This window comes from Neisseria sp. P0020.S003 (assembly GCF_051957095.1).
Lineage (GTDB): Bacteria > Pseudomonadota > Gammaproteobacteria > Burkholderiales > Neisseriaceae > Neisseria > Neisseria subflava.
Window position 1 is genome coordinate 1 of sequence record NZ_JBQCWU010000023.1, and the last position, 17,871, is coordinate 17,871.

Consider the following 17,871-nt stretch of genomic DNA (forward strand, 5'->3'; position numbering starts at 1 on the left):
AAAATAAGCCTGACGGTTAACTGCCGTAGACGCCGCCCCGAGGCCGAACCGCTTGCCGGTTCGGGCTGACGGGCGGCTTTGTATGGGGCCGGGAATGAAGACCTGGACAAATGGAGACTTTACATTGAGTAAAGGGATAAATGGATAGCCTCTTGTCGGATGAGGATATAAAAGATAAAGGAAATAAAGAGATGTACTTAAATGTATTTGATGGAAAACGGAATAGGGCAACTGTACAGAGGGGCTACTCTTTGATACAGCTGTTGGTGGTCATGCTGTTGGTTTCGATATTGGCGACGGTGGCATTTACGGCCTACCGGGAATCGGTCCGCTCGGCCAACCTGCGTGCGGCGCATGCCGCCCTGCTGGAAAATGCGCGCTTTATGGAGCAGTTCTATACGAAAAAGGGCAGCTTTAAGCTGACGTCGACGAAGTGGCCGGAGCTGCCGGTGAAGGAGGCGGGCGGTTTCTGTATCAGGATGAGCGGCCAGGCTAAGGGGATCTTGGAGGGGAAGTTTACCCTGAAGGCAGTGGCGTTGGACAGGGAGGCGGAGCCGAGGGTATTGCGCTTGAACGAGTCGTTGACGGCGGTGGTATGCGAGAAGATGAAGGGGAAGGGCAGCTGTACGGACGGCGAGGAGATATTTAGGGGCAATGATGCGGAGTGTCGGCCTTTTACGGGATAGAAACCTGATCGAAAGGGAGGATGCGGATAAAGAAAAAAGGACGTGGGGGACACATTTTGGGAGAGGGGAGTTTAATTGTTCCGGCTAACACAACCAACCTTAGTTAGCTAAGGAAGGAGATGAAATATAAGGAAGGAGATGAAATATTTAGTCTTGTCAGATTGGCACACTATCAATTTTCAGACGGCCCTTTGTTATAATCCTCTCTTTACCTGAACATAAAACAGGCCGTCTTATGGAAGTCATCCAATACCCCGATTCCCCCTTCAAACTCCACCAACCTTTCCCGCCTGCCGGCGACCAGCCCACCGCCATTGCCGGCCTGCTCGAAGGGCTTTCAGACGGTCTTGCCTACCAAACCCTGCTCGGCGTAACCGGTTCGGGCAAAACCTACACAATGGCAAACGTCATCGCCCAAAGCGGCCGCCCCGCCATCATCATGGCGCACAACAAAACCCTTGCCGCCCAGCTTTACGCCGAAATGCGCGAGTTTTTCCCTGAAAACGCAGTGGAATATTTCGTTTCCTACTACGACTATTACCAACCCGAAGCCTATGTGCCCAGCCGCGATTTGTTCATCGAAAAAGACAGCGCGATCAACGAACATATCGAGCAGATGCGCCTTTCCGCCACCAAAAACCTGATGACACGCGACGACGTGATTATCGTCGCCACCGTGTCCGCCATTTACGGTATCGGCGACCCGACCGAATATCAACAAATGGTGTTGTCCGTCAAAGAAGGCGACACTATCGAGCAGCGCGACATCATCGCCACACTCGTCTCCATGCAGTACGAACGCGGCGATTTAGACTTTAAACGCGGCAGCTTCCGCGTGCGCGGCGACGTGATTGACGTGTACCCCGCCGAAAGCTCCGAAAACGCCTTGCGCATCAGCCTGTTTGACGACGAAATCGACCGCCTCGATATGTTTGATCCCCTTTCAGGCAGCCTGCACCAGCGCGTCGGCCGCTACACCGTCTTCCCGTCCAGCCACTACGTTACCCCGCGCGACACCGTATTGCGCGCCTGCGAATCCATCAAAGAAGAACTGCGCGAACGCATCGAATTTTTCGCCCGCGAACAACGCCCCGTCGAACAACAACGCATCGAGCAGCGCACCCGCTTCGACCTCGAAATGCTCTATGAAATGGGCTTCTGCAAAGGCATCGAAAACTACTCCCGCCACTTCTCCGGCAAAAAAGAAGGCGAACCGCCGCCCACGCTGATGGACTACCTGCCAAGCAACGCCATCATGTTCATCGACGAAAGCCACGTTACCGTTACCCAAATCGGCGGCATGTACAAAGGCGACGCATCGCGCAAGCAAAACCTCGTCGACTACGGCTTCCGCCTGCCTTCCGCCCGCGACAACCGCCCGCTCAAATTCCACGAATTTGAAAAAGTCATGCCGCAAACCGTCTTCGTTTCCGCCACCCCCGCCAAATACGAAGAAGAACACGCCGGACAAGTGGTCGAACAAGTTGTCCGCCCCACAGGGCTGGTCGACCCCAAAATCATCATCCGCCCCGTCGCCACCCAAGTCGATGATTTAATGAGTGAAATCAACGACCGCATCCAAAAAGGCGAACGCGTGCTCGTTACCACCCTCACCAAACGCATGGCGGAGCAACTCACCGACTATTACAGCGAACTCGGCATCAAAGTGCGCTACCTGCACAGCGACATCGACACCGTAGAGCGCGTTGAAATCATTAGAGATTTGCGGCTCGGACTGTTTGACGTACTCGTCGGCATCAACCTCTTGCGCGAAGGCCTCGACATCCCCGAAGTCTCCCTCGTCGCCATTCTCGACGCCGACAAAGAAGGCTTCCTGCGCTCACACCGCAGCCTGATTCAAACCATAGGCCGCGCCGCGCGCAACGTGAACGGCGTCGCCATTCTGTACGCCGACAAAATCACCGACTCCATGAAAGCCGCCATCGACGAAACCGAACGCCGCCGCGAAAAACAGATGAAATTCAACGAAGAACACGGCATCGTACCGCAGCAGATTAAAAAACAGGTCAAAGACATCATCGACGGCGTGTACCACGAAGAAGACAGCGGCAAAGGCCGTCTGAAAGGCAAAAACAAAGTTAAAGTCGGCGAAATCCACAATGAAGAAGACGCGATTAAAGAAATCGCCAAACTGGAAAAAGCCATGCAGCAGGCGGCTAGGGATTTGCAGTTTGAAGAAGCGGCTGTGTTGAGGGATAGGATTCGTGGGATTAAGGAAGGGTTGTTGTTTGGAAATAGCTAATTTTAGAAAGGATTATTATGCTACATGATAAATATGATATAGTTCTTGTAATTGATGAGTCAGGTTCACTAGGTTTCTCGACTAAGCAAGAGCAAACTCCTGGTCAGTTTGGTTTAATCGCAGGATATTTAATTCCATTCTCGGAGCTTAATGATGCTAAGGTTCTAGCAAAATCTTATTTTCAAGAATTTAAGCAAGAAGATGAAAAAATTCATATTACTGATCTGCCTAGTGAATACCAAAATAAAATTAGACAAATAGTATTTGAGATATTCTCAAGCAATGAGGCTGTTTGGTTTTATGAAGCAATTTCTGTACAGGGATTTTATGAGTTTCATAAAAATGAATCCAAAGAAAGGTTGCATACAAAATTAGTATTTGCAATTTTTCTCAAAGTATTGGCTTATCTTAGAACTCTATATAAGGAAAATAGGAAGCTAGATTTACTAATTTTAACTGACAGATTAGATGTTGGTGTTCTGAAAGAGTTTGATAAAGAAATTAAAAATAATCTATTTATGCTTACATCCTTGACAAAAGTAATTCGATTTAAATATCGTGATGAGAAAGAGAAAATAATAAAAGAAGCAGAAAATAAAATAACTATTGAATATCCTGATGGAATGAAAAATATATTATTTGATCGATTAAGTGTAACCATTAAGGATGATATTAGTGATATTACATTAATTGCAGATGTTTTAGCTAATAGTGCGTATTATTATATTAATCGTGAAGTTGAGAAAGATCCAAATATTGATTTAAATGAACCTTCATCTATAAAAAATCATCCATTATTTAGATATTTATGGGGAAATAAAGTCAGATCAATTTTAGATGATATGTACCGTAGAATTCGATAAGCAACCGTAGCATGCCCTAGCCTGCATCTATACCGACCGCGTGCAAACCATTGTTTCAAACTTTCAGACGACCTCAAACGTCGTCTGAAAACCTCTTGGTGCAAAGGTCGCCTAAAAACGAATTCACAGTTTTCAGCAACCGTAGCAAGCCGTAGCCTGTATCCCCGCCAACCGCGTGCGTGGCTGCGCCACACACCCTACCTGTAGCGGTACAAACTTTAAAACCAACGTGTAGGGTGTGTGCGGTACGCACGCAGTGTTTGAATTAACCGATAATCTATACATAAACAAATCTGTACAGCCCACCCAAACAACAAAATCCCATAGGTACGGCTCACCGCTTCAAGCGGTGTAATCGTACGCATGTTAAAGGCCGTCTGAAAGCACAGTTTCAACGAAGCTAAAACCGCTTTTCAGACGGCCTTGTTCCTTTCATTTTCTCAAATCCCCTCAATCCGTCATTCCCGCGCAGGCGGGAATCCAGGCCTGTCGGCATGGGAATCTGTTGGGGAAAAGTTTCCCAAGTTTCACATTCTGGATTCCCGCCTGCGCGGGAATGATGCGGTAGGTGTAGATTGGTTTAAACCCCGACAAAACCGCCGAACCTTCCGAAACGTTGAATTTACCAACCCAACCTATGCGTTGCCTATGATAGGGACGTTAAAGCCGACGTTGGTTTTCAAAATTCATATGTATATGTTTTATTTTATAAAATTTTACTTTTTTGCGTGCATCATTTAAAAAAAGATGGAAATTTTAATATGCGACGGGATTCTATCAGCAAGCGTAGCAACTGTATTTTTCACCCCGTCGGGCAAAAATACCAAAACTCAAATCAAGCCGTTCGGATACCGTTTTCGGTGATACCGTTCCCGGCAAAGTAATCACGCATACGGGCATTCAATATCGTCAGCAGTTTGCGCATACATGCCGTAACGGCAACCTTATACGGCTTACCCTTGGACAGCAGGCGTTGGTAGAAATCCCGAATAAGCGGTTCAAAACGTGTCGCTACCACGGTAGCCATATACAATGCCTTACGCACCGCAGACCTTCCGCCGAAGCAGCGGCTTTTGAATTTGGTTTCCCCGCTCTCCCTCGGGTGTGGGGCAATACCGACCAGACTCGCCAGCCGTTTATGGTTCAGCCGTCCCAATTCGGGCAGCATCGCCATCAATGTAGCCGTTGTTATCGAACCGATGCCTTTGATTTGCTCCGCCACTTGGGCTTTGCCGTCAAAATGCGTGTGGGTGTGCTCGTCAATTTGTTTGTCTAATTCGTCAATCAGCCGGTCAAAATGGGCAATCAGTTGTTTGACGCTTTCGACTTGCGTTTCGTGAACCTGATGCAGACGGTTTTTCTCGGCAGTCCGCATATCCACCAGTTGGTTGCGGCGGTTAACCAATGCTTCCAACACTTCTTCCGCTTCGGTGGGCGGGTGGTAGAGCATGGTTTGCCAACCTTCTTTCTGTGCCGTCATCTGTGCGAAGAAGGCGAGCATTTGGGCATCTTTGGCATCGGTTCGTGCATAACGCTGGAACGAACCATATCCGTAATCATTTCACGTTGTTCGTAAAGGGATTTGTCCAATTTTTCTTGAAGATTTTGAACAATTTTATTGCTGTTTTGCTTGAATTGCGCCATAACCATCCGCCGTCTCGAGCAAAAGTTTGTGCGCACGCTCAATTTCATTGTTATCCATGAATCGCTTTCTTAAAGAAAAAATAAAACAAAAGGAATGCTTTATCAGCATTCCCTATAATCTGTTAAATCAACCGAACGACCTACCGCCATAGCTGCGTTCTTCTTGCATTTGCGGCGTATTTTGGGCGGTTTCTTGCTGCTGGCGGTTTTCTTTTAAGGCTTCTGCCTGTTCGGCACGGAAATTTGCCACTACATCGGGATTTTCTGCCAAGGCTTTGGTGGCAAATGTGCCGTCGGTGTCGTTTTTCAAACCTTGAATAAGGGCTTGGAGTTTATCGGCTGGAGAGTTGTTTTCTTTTGTATTTTCGTTTTGTTCTAAATTATCTAATCTGTCCTTAATTTCAATATCCCAATTAGGCGTGCCATACCCCTTAATTGAAGGATGATTTAAATTATATTGTTTTTCTCTGACAGTTGTTCCAGAACGATCGCCTGGTTTGGCACTTGTATTTCCTTCTATCGTGTAAACAATCCCTTTTTCCAAATCCACATCGGTAACAACGCCAGTATGATTAACAGTTCTAGTTTTGTCTTTTGTAGGTAAGAGGAAAAAAATCTGGTCTCCCTTTTGGGGTGTATAATTTGCCGAATCATTCCACCCCCCAATTTTTTGATAATTATTTTTACTATTTTCTGTTCTTGCAGAAAATCCCCCAATCATTTGTCTTGCATTTTGTTTACCAAAAGATTCTTCCATAACATAATCAACATACATATCGCACCAAAATTGTCCTTGTAGTCCATAGTGCGCACCAAAAATGGTTATGTCTTTGCCTTTTTCTGTATAGCCGTTATATTTCCTTAAGTTTTCAATATAATCATTAATTACTTGATCTTTAATATATTCTTTCAAATTTTCTTGATTGCTTACTTTAAATTCATTTGCTGCCATTTTCATTCCTTTGAAATAATGGTTGAAATCTAAATAATACAACGGCTACCTGATGATTTTTAGGGATTAAAATAATTCCTGTGACTGTTTGTTGATTTTAAAGCCATGTTTATCACGGTTAGTACAAGTTAGCGTTGATTCGCTTGCTGTGCATTGCCAACCATCACCTTTAATACTTTCCCCTGATTTTAATATTGTTGCCCTAGGGTTAAATGGAAAATCGCTACTACAAACCAGACTGGCTTTTCCATTTTGTCCCACAAAAAACGATTCACCCCATTCCAATTCACACTCACCGCGTGGCAAAATCGGCTCATTCTCAATTCGGGTAAAACACTCTACGCCTATTACTTCTGCATCTTCAAGCTGACTTTCTGCTCCACAATAAATTGTGCCATTGGCAGCACGAAAGTTAAATTTGTAGTTCGTTGTTTCATTCATATATGAATCGTTTATTGTAGAAACAGGCTCTTTTGCATTCACTGTACAACCTGCCGAAAAAATAGAAAATGCAATAGTTGGGATAATGAGTAATTTTTTATATTGCATAATAACTCCTTGAGTAGCTGTGATTTTGTAGCATTGTAGCAATAAATCCTTAAAATGAAAAACACGGCTAAAATTGACCGCACTTTGTAGGCCGTCTGAAACTGTATCGGGATACGGTTTTAGACGGCCTTAAATATTTCATAGAAATTATATGGTTAAGCAGATACGTTTAATCTAGGCACTTTAATCTTGCCCTGTAATCGTTTTGTAAACGAACTATCTTTATAATAGCGGATTTTTTCACACATCACAGGATGGGATAGACCCTCATACACGAAAATCTCTTTATCTTCCGGCATTGCCTTTAATTCTTGTGGAAGCATCAATGCCCGACGTTCGTCACCAATACTGACACTTTTCTCCCTGCCTTTAGTTACATTGGATTTTTTTACTGATGTATAACCGAGCATTTCCGAGTAATCCACTGCATCTTGTTGCTCCCGCGGGGTGTAGAGGATTTGCAAGGCATGGTTGGTTACCATAGTCCGGCTTACTTCTTTTCCATATACAGAATCTAATTGGGCTAAAGATTGAATGATCGGAAACAGCCTAATGTTGTAACCTGCGATATAACTGACTGATTTGGCAATAATATCTACAGCACCTATGGAAGTAAATTCATCCATCAATAAAAGGCACTGATACCGCAATTCCTTATTGCTTTGAGGAAGTTCTTTGGTATTAAGGTTAATCAGTTGGCTAAAGAATAGATTAATGATTAATCGGGCTTCAGCCAGTTTGTTTGGTTGGATACCGATATAGATAGTCATCTTTTGTTTGCGTACATCGGTAAGCAGAAAATCATCCGCACTGGTTGCCGCATCTACAATAGCAAGCCGTAGTCTGCATGACCAACCGCGTGCGTGGCTGTGCCACACACCCTACCTGCAGGTGGCATAAATTTTAAACCTGACGGGTAGCAAGCGTAGCCTGCATGACCAACCGCGTGCGTGGCTGCGCCACACACCCCACCTGCGAATGGCACAAACTTTAAAACCGAGGTGTAGGGTGTGTGCGGTACGCACGCACGCGTTTTTTGCTGTTCAAACCATTGTTTCCAACTTTCAGACAATCTCAAACGTCGTCTGAAAACTTTTAGAATAAAAGCCGTCTGAAATCTAGTTTTCAGACGGCCTTTCGCCTCGTCAATGTGCATTGTAGCGTGGGCTTTGTCCACGACAATGCTGGGTAAAAGAAGTCGTCTGAAATTTTGTTTTTGATTCTTGGGCAAAGCCCATTCTACGGGTTTCAGACGGCCTTTATCATTCCAAGCCTTCTAGTCTCTACATCTCTTCCAATTTCGCAAACTTGGTGTCCAACTCTTTCACGCCCTGTTTGCCGAAGTTGATGGTCAGTCGGGCGGATTCGCCTTTGTCCACGGCATCGATGATGACGCCGGTGCCGAATTTGGCGTGGCGGACGTTTTGGCCGATGCGGAAGCCTGCGTAGGTTTGCGGTTGTTTGTAGTCGTCGATGATTTTGTCTTTGAACGTGGCGGTTTGGCGCGTGTTGCCGTAGCTGTCGTAGGCAGGTTTTTTGACGGACAGGTAGTGCAATACTTCGGGCGGGATTTCTTCGACGAAGCGGGAGACGATGCCGAATTGGGTTTGTCCGTGCAGCATGCGTTGTTGCGCCATGGTGATGTAGAGACGTTTGCGGGCGCGGGTGATGGCGACGTACATGAGGCGGCGTTCTTCTTCGAGGCCGCCGCGTTCGGCAAGGCTCATTTCGCTGGGGAAGCGGCCTTCTTCCATGCCGGTGAGGAAGACGGCGTTGAATTCCAAGCCTTTGGCGGCATGGACGGTCATGAGTTGGACGGCTTTTTCGCCTGTGCCTGCTTGGTTTTCGCCGGATTCAAGGGCGGCGTTGCTTAGGAAGGCGAGGATGGGGAAGGCGGGGTCGTCTGAAATGTTGTCGGGCAGGATTTCGAAGTTGCTGTCTTCGGGTTTGAACTCGATGGCAGCGTTGACGAGTTCGTCGAGGTTGTCGAGGCGGTCTTGGTTGTCGCCTTTTTGGGTTTGGTAGTGTTCGGTCAGGCCGCTGTCTTTGAGGATGCCGACGATGATTTCGGGCAGGGGCATTTGTCCGACTTGGTTGCGTAGGGCTTCAATCAGGCGGACGAAGGCGGCGACTTTGGCGGCTTTTGCGCCGGCGTTGCAGGCTGCCTGCCAGAGGGTGATGCCTTGTTCGTTTGAGGCCGTCTGAAGGTTTTCGACGGTGCGTGCGCCGATGCCGCGCGGCGGGAAGTTGATGACGCGCAAGAGAGCGTTGTCGTCGTCGGGATTGACGGCGAGGCGCAGGTAGGCGAGCGCGTGTTTGATTTCTTGGCGTTCGTAAAAGCGCAGTCCGCCGTAGATTTTGTAGGGGATGCCGCTGCGGAACAGGCTTTGTTCAATGACGCGGGATTGGGCGTTGCTGCGGTAGAGGACGGCGATTTCGTCCAAATCCCAGCCTTCGCGTTCGAGGGCTTTGGTTTCGTCCACGATGAATTGGGCTTCTTCGAGGTCGGTAAAGGCGGAGTAGTAGCGGATTTTGTCGCCTGCTTCGGCGTCGGTGCGCAGGTTTTTGCCGAGGCGTTCGTCGTTGTTTTCGATAACGGCGTTGGCGGCGGCGAGGATGTTGCCGACGGAGCGGTAGTTTTGTTCGAGTTTGACGGGCGCGTCGATGTGGAACTCTTCCATCAGCGCGGTCATGTTGCCGACGTGCGCGCCGCGGAAGCGGTAGATGCTTTGGTCGTCGTCGCCGACGGCAAATACCGCCGCGTTGCCGCCCGCCATGAGTTTGAGCCAAGCGTATTGCAGTTTGTTGGTGTCTTGGAACTCGTCAACAAGAATGTGGTTGAAGCGGTTTTGGTAATGTTGGCGCAGGATTTCGTTGTTTTGCAGCATTTCGTAGCTGCGGAGCATGAGTTCGGCGAAATCGACCACGCCTTCGCGTTGGCAGATTTTGTCGTATTCGGCGTAGCATTCGATCATGCGGCTTGTGTGCGGGTCGGGCGCGCTCAACACGGAAGCGCGCAAACCGGATTCTTTTTGCGCGTTGATAAAGCCTTGCAGCGAACGCGGTGCGATGATTTCTTCGGCGATGTTGAGGCTTTTGAGCAGGCGTTTGATGAGGGAAAGCTGGTCGCCGCTGTCGAGGATTTGAAAGGAGGACGGCAAACCGGCATCGCGGTGGTGCAGCCGTAAAAAGCGATGGCAGAGACCGTGGAACGTGCCGAGCCACATGGCGCGGACGTTGATGGGAATCATCGCGCCGAGTCGGGTTTGCATTTCTTTGGCAGCTTTGTTGGTAAACGTTACCGCCATAATGCTGTGTACACTCGCCTGACCGGTTTGCAAAAGCCATGCGATGCGCGTGGTCAGCACGCGCGTTTTGCCGCTGCCCGCGCCCGCCAAAACGAGGGCGGATTGCGGCGGCCAGGTTACGGCGGAAAGTTGTTCGGGATTCAAGCCTTGCAGCAGATTGGGGGCGGATTCGTTGGGAAACATGAAGAGGCCGTCTGAAAATAAATGGGAATGCGATATTTTAAAGGAAATACAAAAGGCCGTCTGAAAAGATGTTTCAGACGGCCTTTGTGTTGGAAGCCGATTAGAACGGACGTACTTCCAAACCGAACATACGGCGCGCGGTGTTCAGCATTTGGCAGCTGAAGCCCCACTCGTTGTCGTACCATGCGAACACTTTAACCATTTTGCCTGCGGTGACTTTGGTCAGCGTAGAGTCGAATGTGCTGGCTTGGGTAGTGTGGTTGAAGTCCATGGAAACCAATGGCAGGGTATTGTAGGCCAATACACCTTTCAGACGGCCTTCTTCGGAAGCGGCTTTCATCAGCGCGTTGATTTCTTCGGCAGAAGTGTCGCGGCCTGCTTGGAAGCTCAGGTCAACCAGGGAAACGTTGACGGTCGGTACGCGGATGGCGAGGCCGTCGAGTTTGCCTTTCAGGTCCGGCAATACCAAACCGACGGCTTTTGCAGCGCCGGTTTTGGTCGGAATCATGTTTTCCACGCCGCTACGCGCACGGCGCAGGTCTTTGTGGCGTACGTCGGTTACGGTTTGGTCGTTGGTCAGCGCGTGGATGGTGGTCATCACGCCGTTTACGATACCGATGTTTTCGTTCAACACTTTGGCAACAGGTGCCAGGCAGTTGGTGGTACAAGATGCGTTGGAGATAACGGTCATGTCGTCGGTAATTACGTCGTCGTTTACGCCGTAAACGATGGTTGCGTCAACGTCATCGCCGCCGGGAGCGGAAATCAGCACTTTTTTCGCGCCGCTTTCCAAGTGGATTTTGGCTTTCTCTTTGCTGGTGAACGCACCGGTACATTCCATTACCAGGTCAACGCCCAATTCGCCCCATGGCAATTCGGCTGGGTTGCGGGTAGAGAAGTAAGGGATTTTTTTACCGTCGATGATGAGGTGTTTCTCATCGTGGGAAACTTCATAGTTGAAGCGGCCGTGAACAGTGTCGAATTTGGTCAGGTGAGCATTGGTCTCGATGCTGCCACTGGCATTGATGGCAACGATGTCGAGTTGGTCTTGCAGTTTGTAGTCAAAAATAGCGCGCACTACTTGGCGGCCGATACGGCCGTAACCGTTGATGGCAACTTTGATACCCATGGCTTTTCCTCTTCTTTTGGGTTTTGGGTTATGGAGCGAATGGTGGCAATTATAGCAAAATTGTAGTGTTGTGTAATTAATGTTTTATTGAAATTTTTAGGTTCGATTATTTTTGATTGTAGATGATTAGAGTAGGAATATGGGTTTGAATTTATTGTTATTGTATATTTTTTGAAATTTTATTTTTTATTAATTCTGTTTTTAGTGTTTTATGCTCGTTTTAAATCATGGTAATGAAGAAAACGGGAAGAGGCGGATTGTTTTTGTTTATATTAAACAGAATTTGAGTGTGGCTTTTGATTACAACATACAACAGTGTAATTTTCAGACGGCCCGGGTTTGATGGAGCAAAAGTAAAAGGCCGTCTGAACATTTTTGATGACATGGAATTTAAACGCCTTGGATTCCTGCTTTTCCTTGCTGGATAAGGGGAGGGCGGTTTTTAGCAAAGGGGAAATGGTCGGAGCAAGGGAGGGGAAACGGAGGGATTGTGCTGTGTTTCGGTGTTATACAAATAAGTGTATGAAGGTTTTAGTCGTAGTGTATGAAGATTTTGCTTGTGATTTAAATTCAATACTGACTTGTCAACACTGTTAAATTTTTTTACGATAAGGTCAGATTATGTTTGCATGGCCATAAGCGGTGCATCCTCTATACCGGATATTATCCTTATCCGAATATCTACTTTAACCGACCGGCTTGTCCGGCCTGATTCCTAAATATATACGCGCAAGGCTGAACGGCCTTGGCGACACTCGACTTTTAAGAGGTTCATCGTGTCAAATTCTCAATCCAGCGAACGCGCGACGTTTAGCAGTCGCCGCGCCTTTATGTTTGCTGCCATCGGCTCGGCCGTGGGCTTAGGCAACATTTGGCGATTTCCTTACATCGCTTTCGACAACGGCGGCGGTGCTTTCATCCTCCCTTACTTGGTTGCGCTGTTGACGGCAGGTATTCCACTGTTGCTGCTCGACTATGCCATCGGCCACCGTTACCGCGGCTCGCCTCCTCTGGCCTTCCGCCGCCTCGGCCGTTTGTTTGAGCCGATGGGTTGGTGGAACTTCCTGACCAACGTCATCATCTGTATCTACTACGCCGTGATTGTCGGCTGGGCGGCAAGCTATGCCTATTATTCTTTGACTTCGGCATGGGGTGTGGATCCGCAGACCTTCTTCTTCAAAGACTTCCTGCAAATGGCCGATGCCAAAGACTTGGGCTTGGACTTTGTCGGTAAAGTTGCCGGCCCGCTGATTGCCGTGTGGGTGTTTACGCTGGCGATTATGGCTTTGGGCGTACAAAAAGGTGTAGCCGGTGCATCCACATTCTTCATGCCTTTGTTGGTGGTGATGTTTGTCATTATGGTGGGCATCGCCCTGACCCTGCCGGGTGCGGCAAAAGGTTTGGACGCTTTGTTTACGCCTGACTGGGGCCGTTTGGCAGATCCGAAAGTCTGGGTAGCCGCATATGGCCAGATTTTCTTCTCGCTCTCCATCTGCTTCGGCATCATGATTACTTATTCTTCTTACCTGAAGAAAAAAACCGACTTGGGCGGCACAGGCTTGGTTGTCGGCTTTGCCAACAGCAGCTTTGAGTTACTCGCCGGTATCGGCGTATTTGCCGCATTGGGCTTTATGGCTCAAGCCGCAGGCAAGGAAGTCAGCGAAGTGGCATCCAGCGGTATCGGCTTGGCGTTTATCGCGTTCCCGACCATCATCAACCAAGCCCCTATGGGCGCGTTGATCGGCGTGTTGTTCTTTGGCTCGCTGGTGTTTGCCGGTGTAACTTCCATGATTTCCATCGTTGAAGTGATTGTGGCCGCGATTCAAGACAAAATGAACATCGGCCGTGTCAGCGCGACTCTGATTGCAGGCGTGCCAATGGCGATTATTTCTACCTTGCTGTTCGGTACGACCACCGGCCTGCCTGTGTTGGACGTATTGGATAAATTCATCAATACCTACGGCATTGTGGCTTCCGGTTTTATTTATGTTTTGGCGATTGTCCTGTTGCACAAGCTGCCGGAACTGCGCAACCACTTGAACGCGCTGTCTTCCATCCGTGTCGGTAAAGTGTGGACTGCCAGCGTGGTGGTTACCGTCGCTATGCTCGGCTATATGCTTTATCAAGATACCGCCGGCCTCTTAAAAGAGAATTACAGCGGCTATCCTGACAGCTTCCTCAATATCTTTGGTTGGGGCATGGTGGGCGCTCTCTTGGTATTGTCTGTCCTGCTGTCGTTCTTGCCATGGAAACATGGTCAGAACTTCAACGTCAAAGACGAACATGAACACGAACGTGAAGGAGACGAATAATGAGTACTTCAGCCATTATTATGATGCTTGTCGCATTGATCGTCATTTGGGGCGGATTCATCGTCTCCGTCCTGCGCCTGCCTAAAGAATAAGGTTTGAGCAAATGAAAAGGCCGTCTGAAAGTCATTTTTCAGACGGCCTTTTTATGTATCGGCAAGAATGGAGAAAAGGTTAACCCATCATCCAAACCACCAAATGCACCATGGTCGGGCCAAACAATACCATGAACAGTCCGGCCAAAATCATGGTCAGGCTGGCCATGACGCCTTCGGTTTCGTGGCGTTGTCCGGCGCGCGATGTGCCGAAGCCGTGGGCGGCATTGCCGAATGCCACGCCGTTGGCGGTACGGAAGCGGATGCGGGTGAAGGCTAAAAACAGATCGCCGAATATCATGCCGACAAAGCCGGTGATGATGGTGAACAGGGAAACGAGCGAGGCGGAGCCGTGAATTTCGCTGGCAAGGACGACGGCAAACGGGGTGGAGATGGAACGCGCCATCAGGCTGTTGGTTACTTCGTTGTTGAAGTGGAACATATGGCTCATGAGGAATGCGCTGACTACGCCGACAAACATGCCCACCATAATGGCGATGGACAAAATAGGCAGTTGGCGGCGGATGACTTCGCGGTTTTCATAGATGGGGACGGCAAAGGCAACGGTAACAGGAGTGAGCAGGAAGACGATGCCTTGGGTGTATTTGTGGTAGGTGTCGTAGCTGATGCCGAATGCCAGCAGCAGGAGGATGGTGCTGACGGAGACGGTAACGACGGGGGAGAAAATCATTAAGGGTTTTTTGCGGTGGATTTTTTTGGCGACGACGTAGGCGAAACAAGTCCAGATGAAGCAGGCGAGGGCGGTGTAGTCCATTTTTATTCTCTATTTTTAGGAGTGGAGTTTTTTGTAGAGGCGGCGTTTCCAGCAGTAGCAGAAGTCGAGGGTGAGGGCGGTGCTGATCATCACAAGCGCGGTGCCGACGGCGATGGTCAAAATCAGCTGCCAACCTTCGGACATCAGCAAGTCTTGATATTGCAAGACGGAAACCATGATGGGAATGAAGAAAAAGACGAGTTCGCCCAATGCCCATTTGGCGCCGTGTTCGACCATGCCGGGGCGGATAATGCGGCAGCCTAACAGGGCGAGCATGAGAAAGAGGCCTAATACGCCTGAAGAAACAGGCAGATGCGTGAAGCGGACGATGAGTTCGGAAACGCCCCATACCGCGCCGATGATGGCAAGTTGCAAGGCCGTCTGAAAAAATCTGGTGAGGGAGTCCATGATGCCGGTGTGTGTTGAATGAAAGGCTCGATTATAGAAACCTGGTTTCTGCATAATATGAATTATTAAATGAATAATCATGCCTTAGAGGAATAATGGATTTTAAAAGCCTGCATTGTTTTGCCGAACTCATCCGCCTGCAAAGTTTTTCGGTCACCGCTTCTGCGTTGAACGTTACGCAACCGACGGTCAGCAAAATCATTCAGGCTTTGGAAGAGGAATTGGGCGTACCGCTTTTGTGCAAAGAAAACGGACGCAAAAAGCGGCAGGTGCAGCCGACCGCAATTGGTGAAGAAGTCTATCGCCACGCTTTAAACCTTTTGCACGAACGCGATTTGCTGCTTGCCCGCATTGACGATTACCGCCATGTCAAAAGTGGGACGCTGCGTTTGGGTTTGGCTTTGTTTGGCAGCGATTTGCTCAGTCATGCGCTGTTTGATTTCCACCAAAAATGGCCGGACATCGAATTGTCGTTTTTGGAACAAGGCTCACTCGCCATCGAGCAATCCCTGCGCAACAACGAACTCGATGCCGGACAACTGCTCGCGCCGGTTCACGAAGACTTCGACAGCATCACTTTGTGCGACTATCCGCTGGTTGTCTTGATGCCGAAGAATCGGGCGAGACACGATGCGCTGACGCTTAAAAGCCTGCAATACGAGCCCTTCATCCTTTTCGGTGCAGGTTTTTCCCTCAATGAAACCATTCAGACGGCCTGCCGCAATCAAGGTTTTACGCCCAACGTTGTCTGCCGTACCGGACAATGGAATTTGGTCGACGACATGGTGGCGCACAATATGGGCATTGCCTTGTTGCCCGAATACTATGCCCGAAAAATCAATCCCGATGTCTTTGCCGCCATTCCTTTGGTCGAACCTGAAATCCGCTGGCAGCTCACCATGGCATGGAAAAAACACCAACGCCCGACGCCGGCCTTAAGGGCTTGGTTGGACGTGGTCAGGGAAGCGTTTGGCAGGCGGAACAAATAAAATCAAATCATCAGGCCGTCTGAAAAAGGGGATTGATATCATCCGATTTCAGACGGCCTTTCCCGTTAAAAATGGTAAAACGGCCCAAAAAAGAGTAGAATATGCACTGTTTACAACTCTTCGCCTCTCAGTAGGCTTGAATTATGGACCTTCCCAGTTTGCCTTTGAACTTCCCATCTGATACACAACAACAATAATCATCCCGCCGAAATGCCTTCCCGCGTCCGGCGGGCGGAGCATTTATGAGCATCGAACAAACCCCTCCGAATCTCGACAATACCCCCGACAATGATGTGGTAGAAGACCGCATTTCTGACGATCGCATCTCTGACGATATCGACCGCATCCACGCCTTATGCGAAGTCCTCGAGCCGGCCTTTGAACAAATCGAAGCAGGTGTGCCGATTGAAGATGAAAGCCTGCGCGACAAGTTTACCGAGCTGACCGTCCTCTTGGCCGAGTTGCACCCTGCCGACGTGGCCGCCGTCTTGGAATCCCTGCCACCGCGCGAGCGTAACATCGTTTGGCTTTTGGTCGCCCCTGAAGACGACGGCGAAGTCTTGCTGGAAGTATCCGACTCCGTGCGCGAAATGCTGATCGAGTCCATGGACAAAGACGAGCTGTTGGCCGCCGTCGATGATTTGGACGCAGACGAATTGGCAGAACTGGCAGACGACTTGCCGCACCAAGTGGTGTACGAAGCGTTGCAAACGCGTGATGAAGAAGAGCGTGAGCAGGTCAAAGCGGCGATGTCTTACGCAGACAACCAAGTCGGCGCGATTATGGACTTTGAATTGGTCAGCATCCGCGCCGATGTGACGTGTGAGGTCGTGTTGCGCTATTTGCGCCGCTTCGACAGCCTGCCCGACCATACCGACAAGATTTTCGTGGTCGATGAAAACGACGTGTTGCAAGGCGTGCTGCCCATCCGCAAACTCTTGGTCGCCGACCCCGAAGACATGGTGGCAGACGTGATGGCCACCGAAGTCGTACGCTTCCGTCCGGAAGACGACGTGGAAGAAGCGGCGCAGGCGTTTGAACGTTATGACTTGGTAACCGCGCCGGTTGTCGATGAAAACAAAAAGCTGATCGGCAGGATCACCATTGACGAAATGGTGGACGTGATTCGTGAAGAATCCGAAGCCGACATGTTTAACATGGCTGGTTTGCAAGAAGAAGAGGATTTATTCGCCCCGATTTGGGACTCGGTGAAAAACCGCTGGATGTGGCTCGCCATCAACCTGTGTACCGCCTTTATCGCCAGCCGCGTGATTGGCGCATTTGAAGGTAGTATCGAGAAAATCGTCGCACTGGCCGCACTGATGCCCATCGTCGCCGGTATCGGCGGCAACTCCGGCAACCAAACCATCACCATGATTGTCCGCGCCATGGCGATGGGGCAAATGACCAGTACGCAGGCAGGCCGCCTGCTGAAAAAAGAAGTCGGCGTCGCCCTCGTCAACGGCATTATTTGGGGCACGGTAATGGGCGTGATTTCATGGCTGCTCTACGGCAACATCGGCATCGGTTTGGTCATGGTGGCCGCGATGACCTTGAACCTTTTGCTGGCCGCGACCGTCGGCGTCCTCATTCCCGTCATGATGGACAAAGCCGGACGCGACCCGGCATTGGGCAGCTCGGTGCTGATTACCGCGGTTACCGACTCCGGCGGCTTCCTGATTTTCTTGGGATTAGCAACCATGTTCCTGTTGTAATAG

Annotated in this window: 16 protein-coding genes and 1 pseudogene; 8 read left to right on the forward strand and 9 right to left on the reverse strand. The window is 49.3% G+C overall.

Annotation, left to right across the window (positions count from 1 at the left end):
• Window positions 1–272: 272 nt before the first annotated feature.
• The 3 genes from ACTHTQ_RS10075 to ACTHTQ_RS10085 all read left to right on the forward strand — a co-directional run bounded on the left by ACTHTQ_RS10075 (window position 273) and on the right by ACTHTQ_RS10085 (window position 3,812).
• Window positions 273–686 carry a type IV pilin protein gene (locus ACTHTQ_RS10075; protein WP_440363849.1) on the forward strand — a complete coding sequence of 138 codons (414 nt, stop codon included), beginning with the start codon at window positions 273–275 and terminating at the stop codon, window positions 684–686.
• A gap of 235 nt (window positions 687–921) precedes the next feature.
• The gene (uvrB, locus tag ACTHTQ_RS10080; protein ID WP_440363832.1) at window positions 922–2,949 is read left to right on the forward strand and encodes an excinuclease ABC subunit UvrB; all 2,028 of its coding nucleotides are present in this window, start codon (window positions 922–924) and stop codon (window positions 2,947–2,949) included.
• Window positions 2,950–2,966: 17 nt separating this feature from the next.
• Window positions 2,967–3,812 (forward strand): hypothetical protein, encoded by an 846-nt coding sequence (locus ACTHTQ_RS10085; protein ID WP_440363833.1) that lies wholly within the window; start codon window positions 2,967–2,969, stop codon window positions 3,810–3,812.
• Between the two features lie 835 nt (window positions 3,813–4,647).
• On the opposite strand, the pseudogene ACTHTQ_RS10090 reads toward ACTHTQ_RS10085, so the two are convergent.
• From ACTHTQ_RS10090 to gap, 7 genes and pseudogenes are all read right to left on the reverse strand, one after another.
• Window positions 4,648–5,340, reverse strand: a pseudogene (locus ACTHTQ_RS10090) (IS110 family transposase); the annotation flags it as partial.
• Between the two features lie 243 nt (window positions 5,341–5,583).
• On the reverse strand, window positions 5,584–6,408 hold the full coding sequence (locus tag ACTHTQ_RS10095) for a CHAP domain-containing protein (protein WP_049329746.1): 825 nt from the start codon (window positions 6,406–6,408) through the stop codon (window positions 5,584–5,586).
• Between the two features lie 66 nt (window positions 6,409–6,474).
• Window positions 6,475–6,957 (reverse strand): DUF6636 domain-containing protein, encoded by a 483-nt coding sequence (locus ACTHTQ_RS10100; protein ID WP_065425404.1) that lies wholly within the window; start codon window positions 6,955–6,957, stop codon window positions 6,475–6,477.
• A gap of 155 nt (window positions 6,958–7,112) precedes the next feature.
• Window positions 7,113–7,835 (reverse strand): type IV secretory system conjugative DNA transfer family protein, encoded by a 723-nt coding sequence (locus ACTHTQ_RS10105; RefSeq protein WP_241479531.1) that lies wholly within the window; start codon window positions 7,833–7,835, stop codon window positions 7,113–7,115.
• Window positions 7,781–8,134 carry a hypothetical protein gene (locus ACTHTQ_RS10110; RefSeq protein ID WP_283121354.1) on the reverse strand — a complete coding sequence of 118 codons (354 nt, stop codon included), beginning with the start codon at window positions 8,132–8,134 and terminating at the stop codon, window positions 7,781–7,783. The genes ACTHTQ_RS10105 and ACTHTQ_RS10110 overlap by 55 nt, the downstream gene beginning before the upstream one ends.
• Before the next feature lie 106 nt (window positions 8,135–8,240).
• Window positions 8,241–10,448, reverse strand: coding sequence for a DNA helicase II (gene uvrD / locus ACTHTQ_RS10115; protein ID WP_440363834.1), 2,208 nt, complete (start codon window positions 10,446–10,448; stop codon window positions 8,241–8,243).
• A gap of 100 nt (window positions 10,449–10,548) precedes the next feature.
• Window positions 10,549–11,577: a type I glyceraldehyde-3-phosphate dehydrogenase gene (gene gap / locus ACTHTQ_RS10120; protein ID WP_440363835.1), complete on the reverse strand. Its 1,029-nt coding sequence runs from the start codon at window positions 11,575–11,577 to the stop codon at window positions 10,549–10,551.
• Window positions 11,578–12,353: 776 nt separating this feature from the next.
• Here gap and ACTHTQ_RS10125 point away from each other — a divergent pair.
• Together ACTHTQ_RS10125 and ACTHTQ_RS10130 are read left to right on the forward strand one after the other, a co-directional pair.
• On the forward strand, window positions 12,354–13,889 hold the full coding sequence (locus ACTHTQ_RS10125; RefSeq protein WP_440363836.1) for a sodium-dependent transporter: 1,536 nt from the start codon (window positions 12,354–12,356) through the stop codon (window positions 13,887–13,889).
• Window positions 13,889–13,981, forward strand: a complete 93-nt coding sequence (locus ACTHTQ_RS10130; RefSeq protein WP_036472778.1) for a methionine/alanine import family NSS transporter small subunit — start codon at window positions 13,889–13,891, stop codon at window positions 13,979–13,981. Before ACTHTQ_RS10125 ends, ACTHTQ_RS10130 begins: the two co-directional genes overlap by 1 nt.
• A gap of 79 nt (window positions 13,982–14,060) precedes the next feature.
• Here the strand turns inward: ACTHTQ_RS10130 and ACTHTQ_RS10135 are convergent, their stop codons facing one another.
• The gene (locus ACTHTQ_RS10135) at window positions 14,061–14,756 is read right to left on the reverse strand and encodes an LrgB family protein (protein WP_440363837.1); all 696 of its coding nucleotides are present in this window, start codon (window positions 14,754–14,756) and stop codon (window positions 14,061–14,063) included.
• A gap of 15 nt (window positions 14,757–14,771) precedes the next feature.
• Window positions 14,772–15,245, reverse strand: coding sequence for a CidA/LrgA family protein (locus tag ACTHTQ_RS10140; protein ID WP_440363838.1), 474 nt, complete (start codon window positions 15,243–15,245; stop codon window positions 14,772–14,774).
• A gap of 14 nt (window positions 15,246–15,259) precedes the next feature.
• Here ACTHTQ_RS10140 and ACTHTQ_RS10145 point away from each other — a divergent pair, with 14 nt between their 5' ends.
• The 3 genes from ACTHTQ_RS10145 to mgtE all read left to right on the forward strand — a co-directional run bounded on the left by ACTHTQ_RS10145 (window position 15,260) and on the right by mgtE (window position 17,868).
• Window positions 15,260–16,153 (forward strand): LysR family transcriptional regulator, encoded by an 894-nt coding sequence (locus ACTHTQ_RS10145; protein WP_440363839.1) that lies wholly within the window; start codon window positions 15,260–15,262, stop codon window positions 16,151–16,153.
• Window positions 16,134–16,334, forward strand: a complete 201-nt coding sequence (locus tag ACTHTQ_RS10150) for a hypothetical protein (protein ID WP_440363840.1) — start codon at window positions 16,134–16,136, stop codon at window positions 16,332–16,334. The genes ACTHTQ_RS10145 and ACTHTQ_RS10150 overlap by 20 nt, the downstream gene beginning before the upstream one ends.
• A 61-nt stretch (window positions 16,335–16,395) precedes the next feature.
• Entirely contained in the window at window positions 16,396–17,868 is a 1,473-nt protein-coding gene (mgtE, locus tag ACTHTQ_RS10155) for a magnesium transporter (RefSeq protein WP_254323591.1), read from the forward strand.
• Window positions 17,869–17,871: the final 3 nt, after the last annotated feature.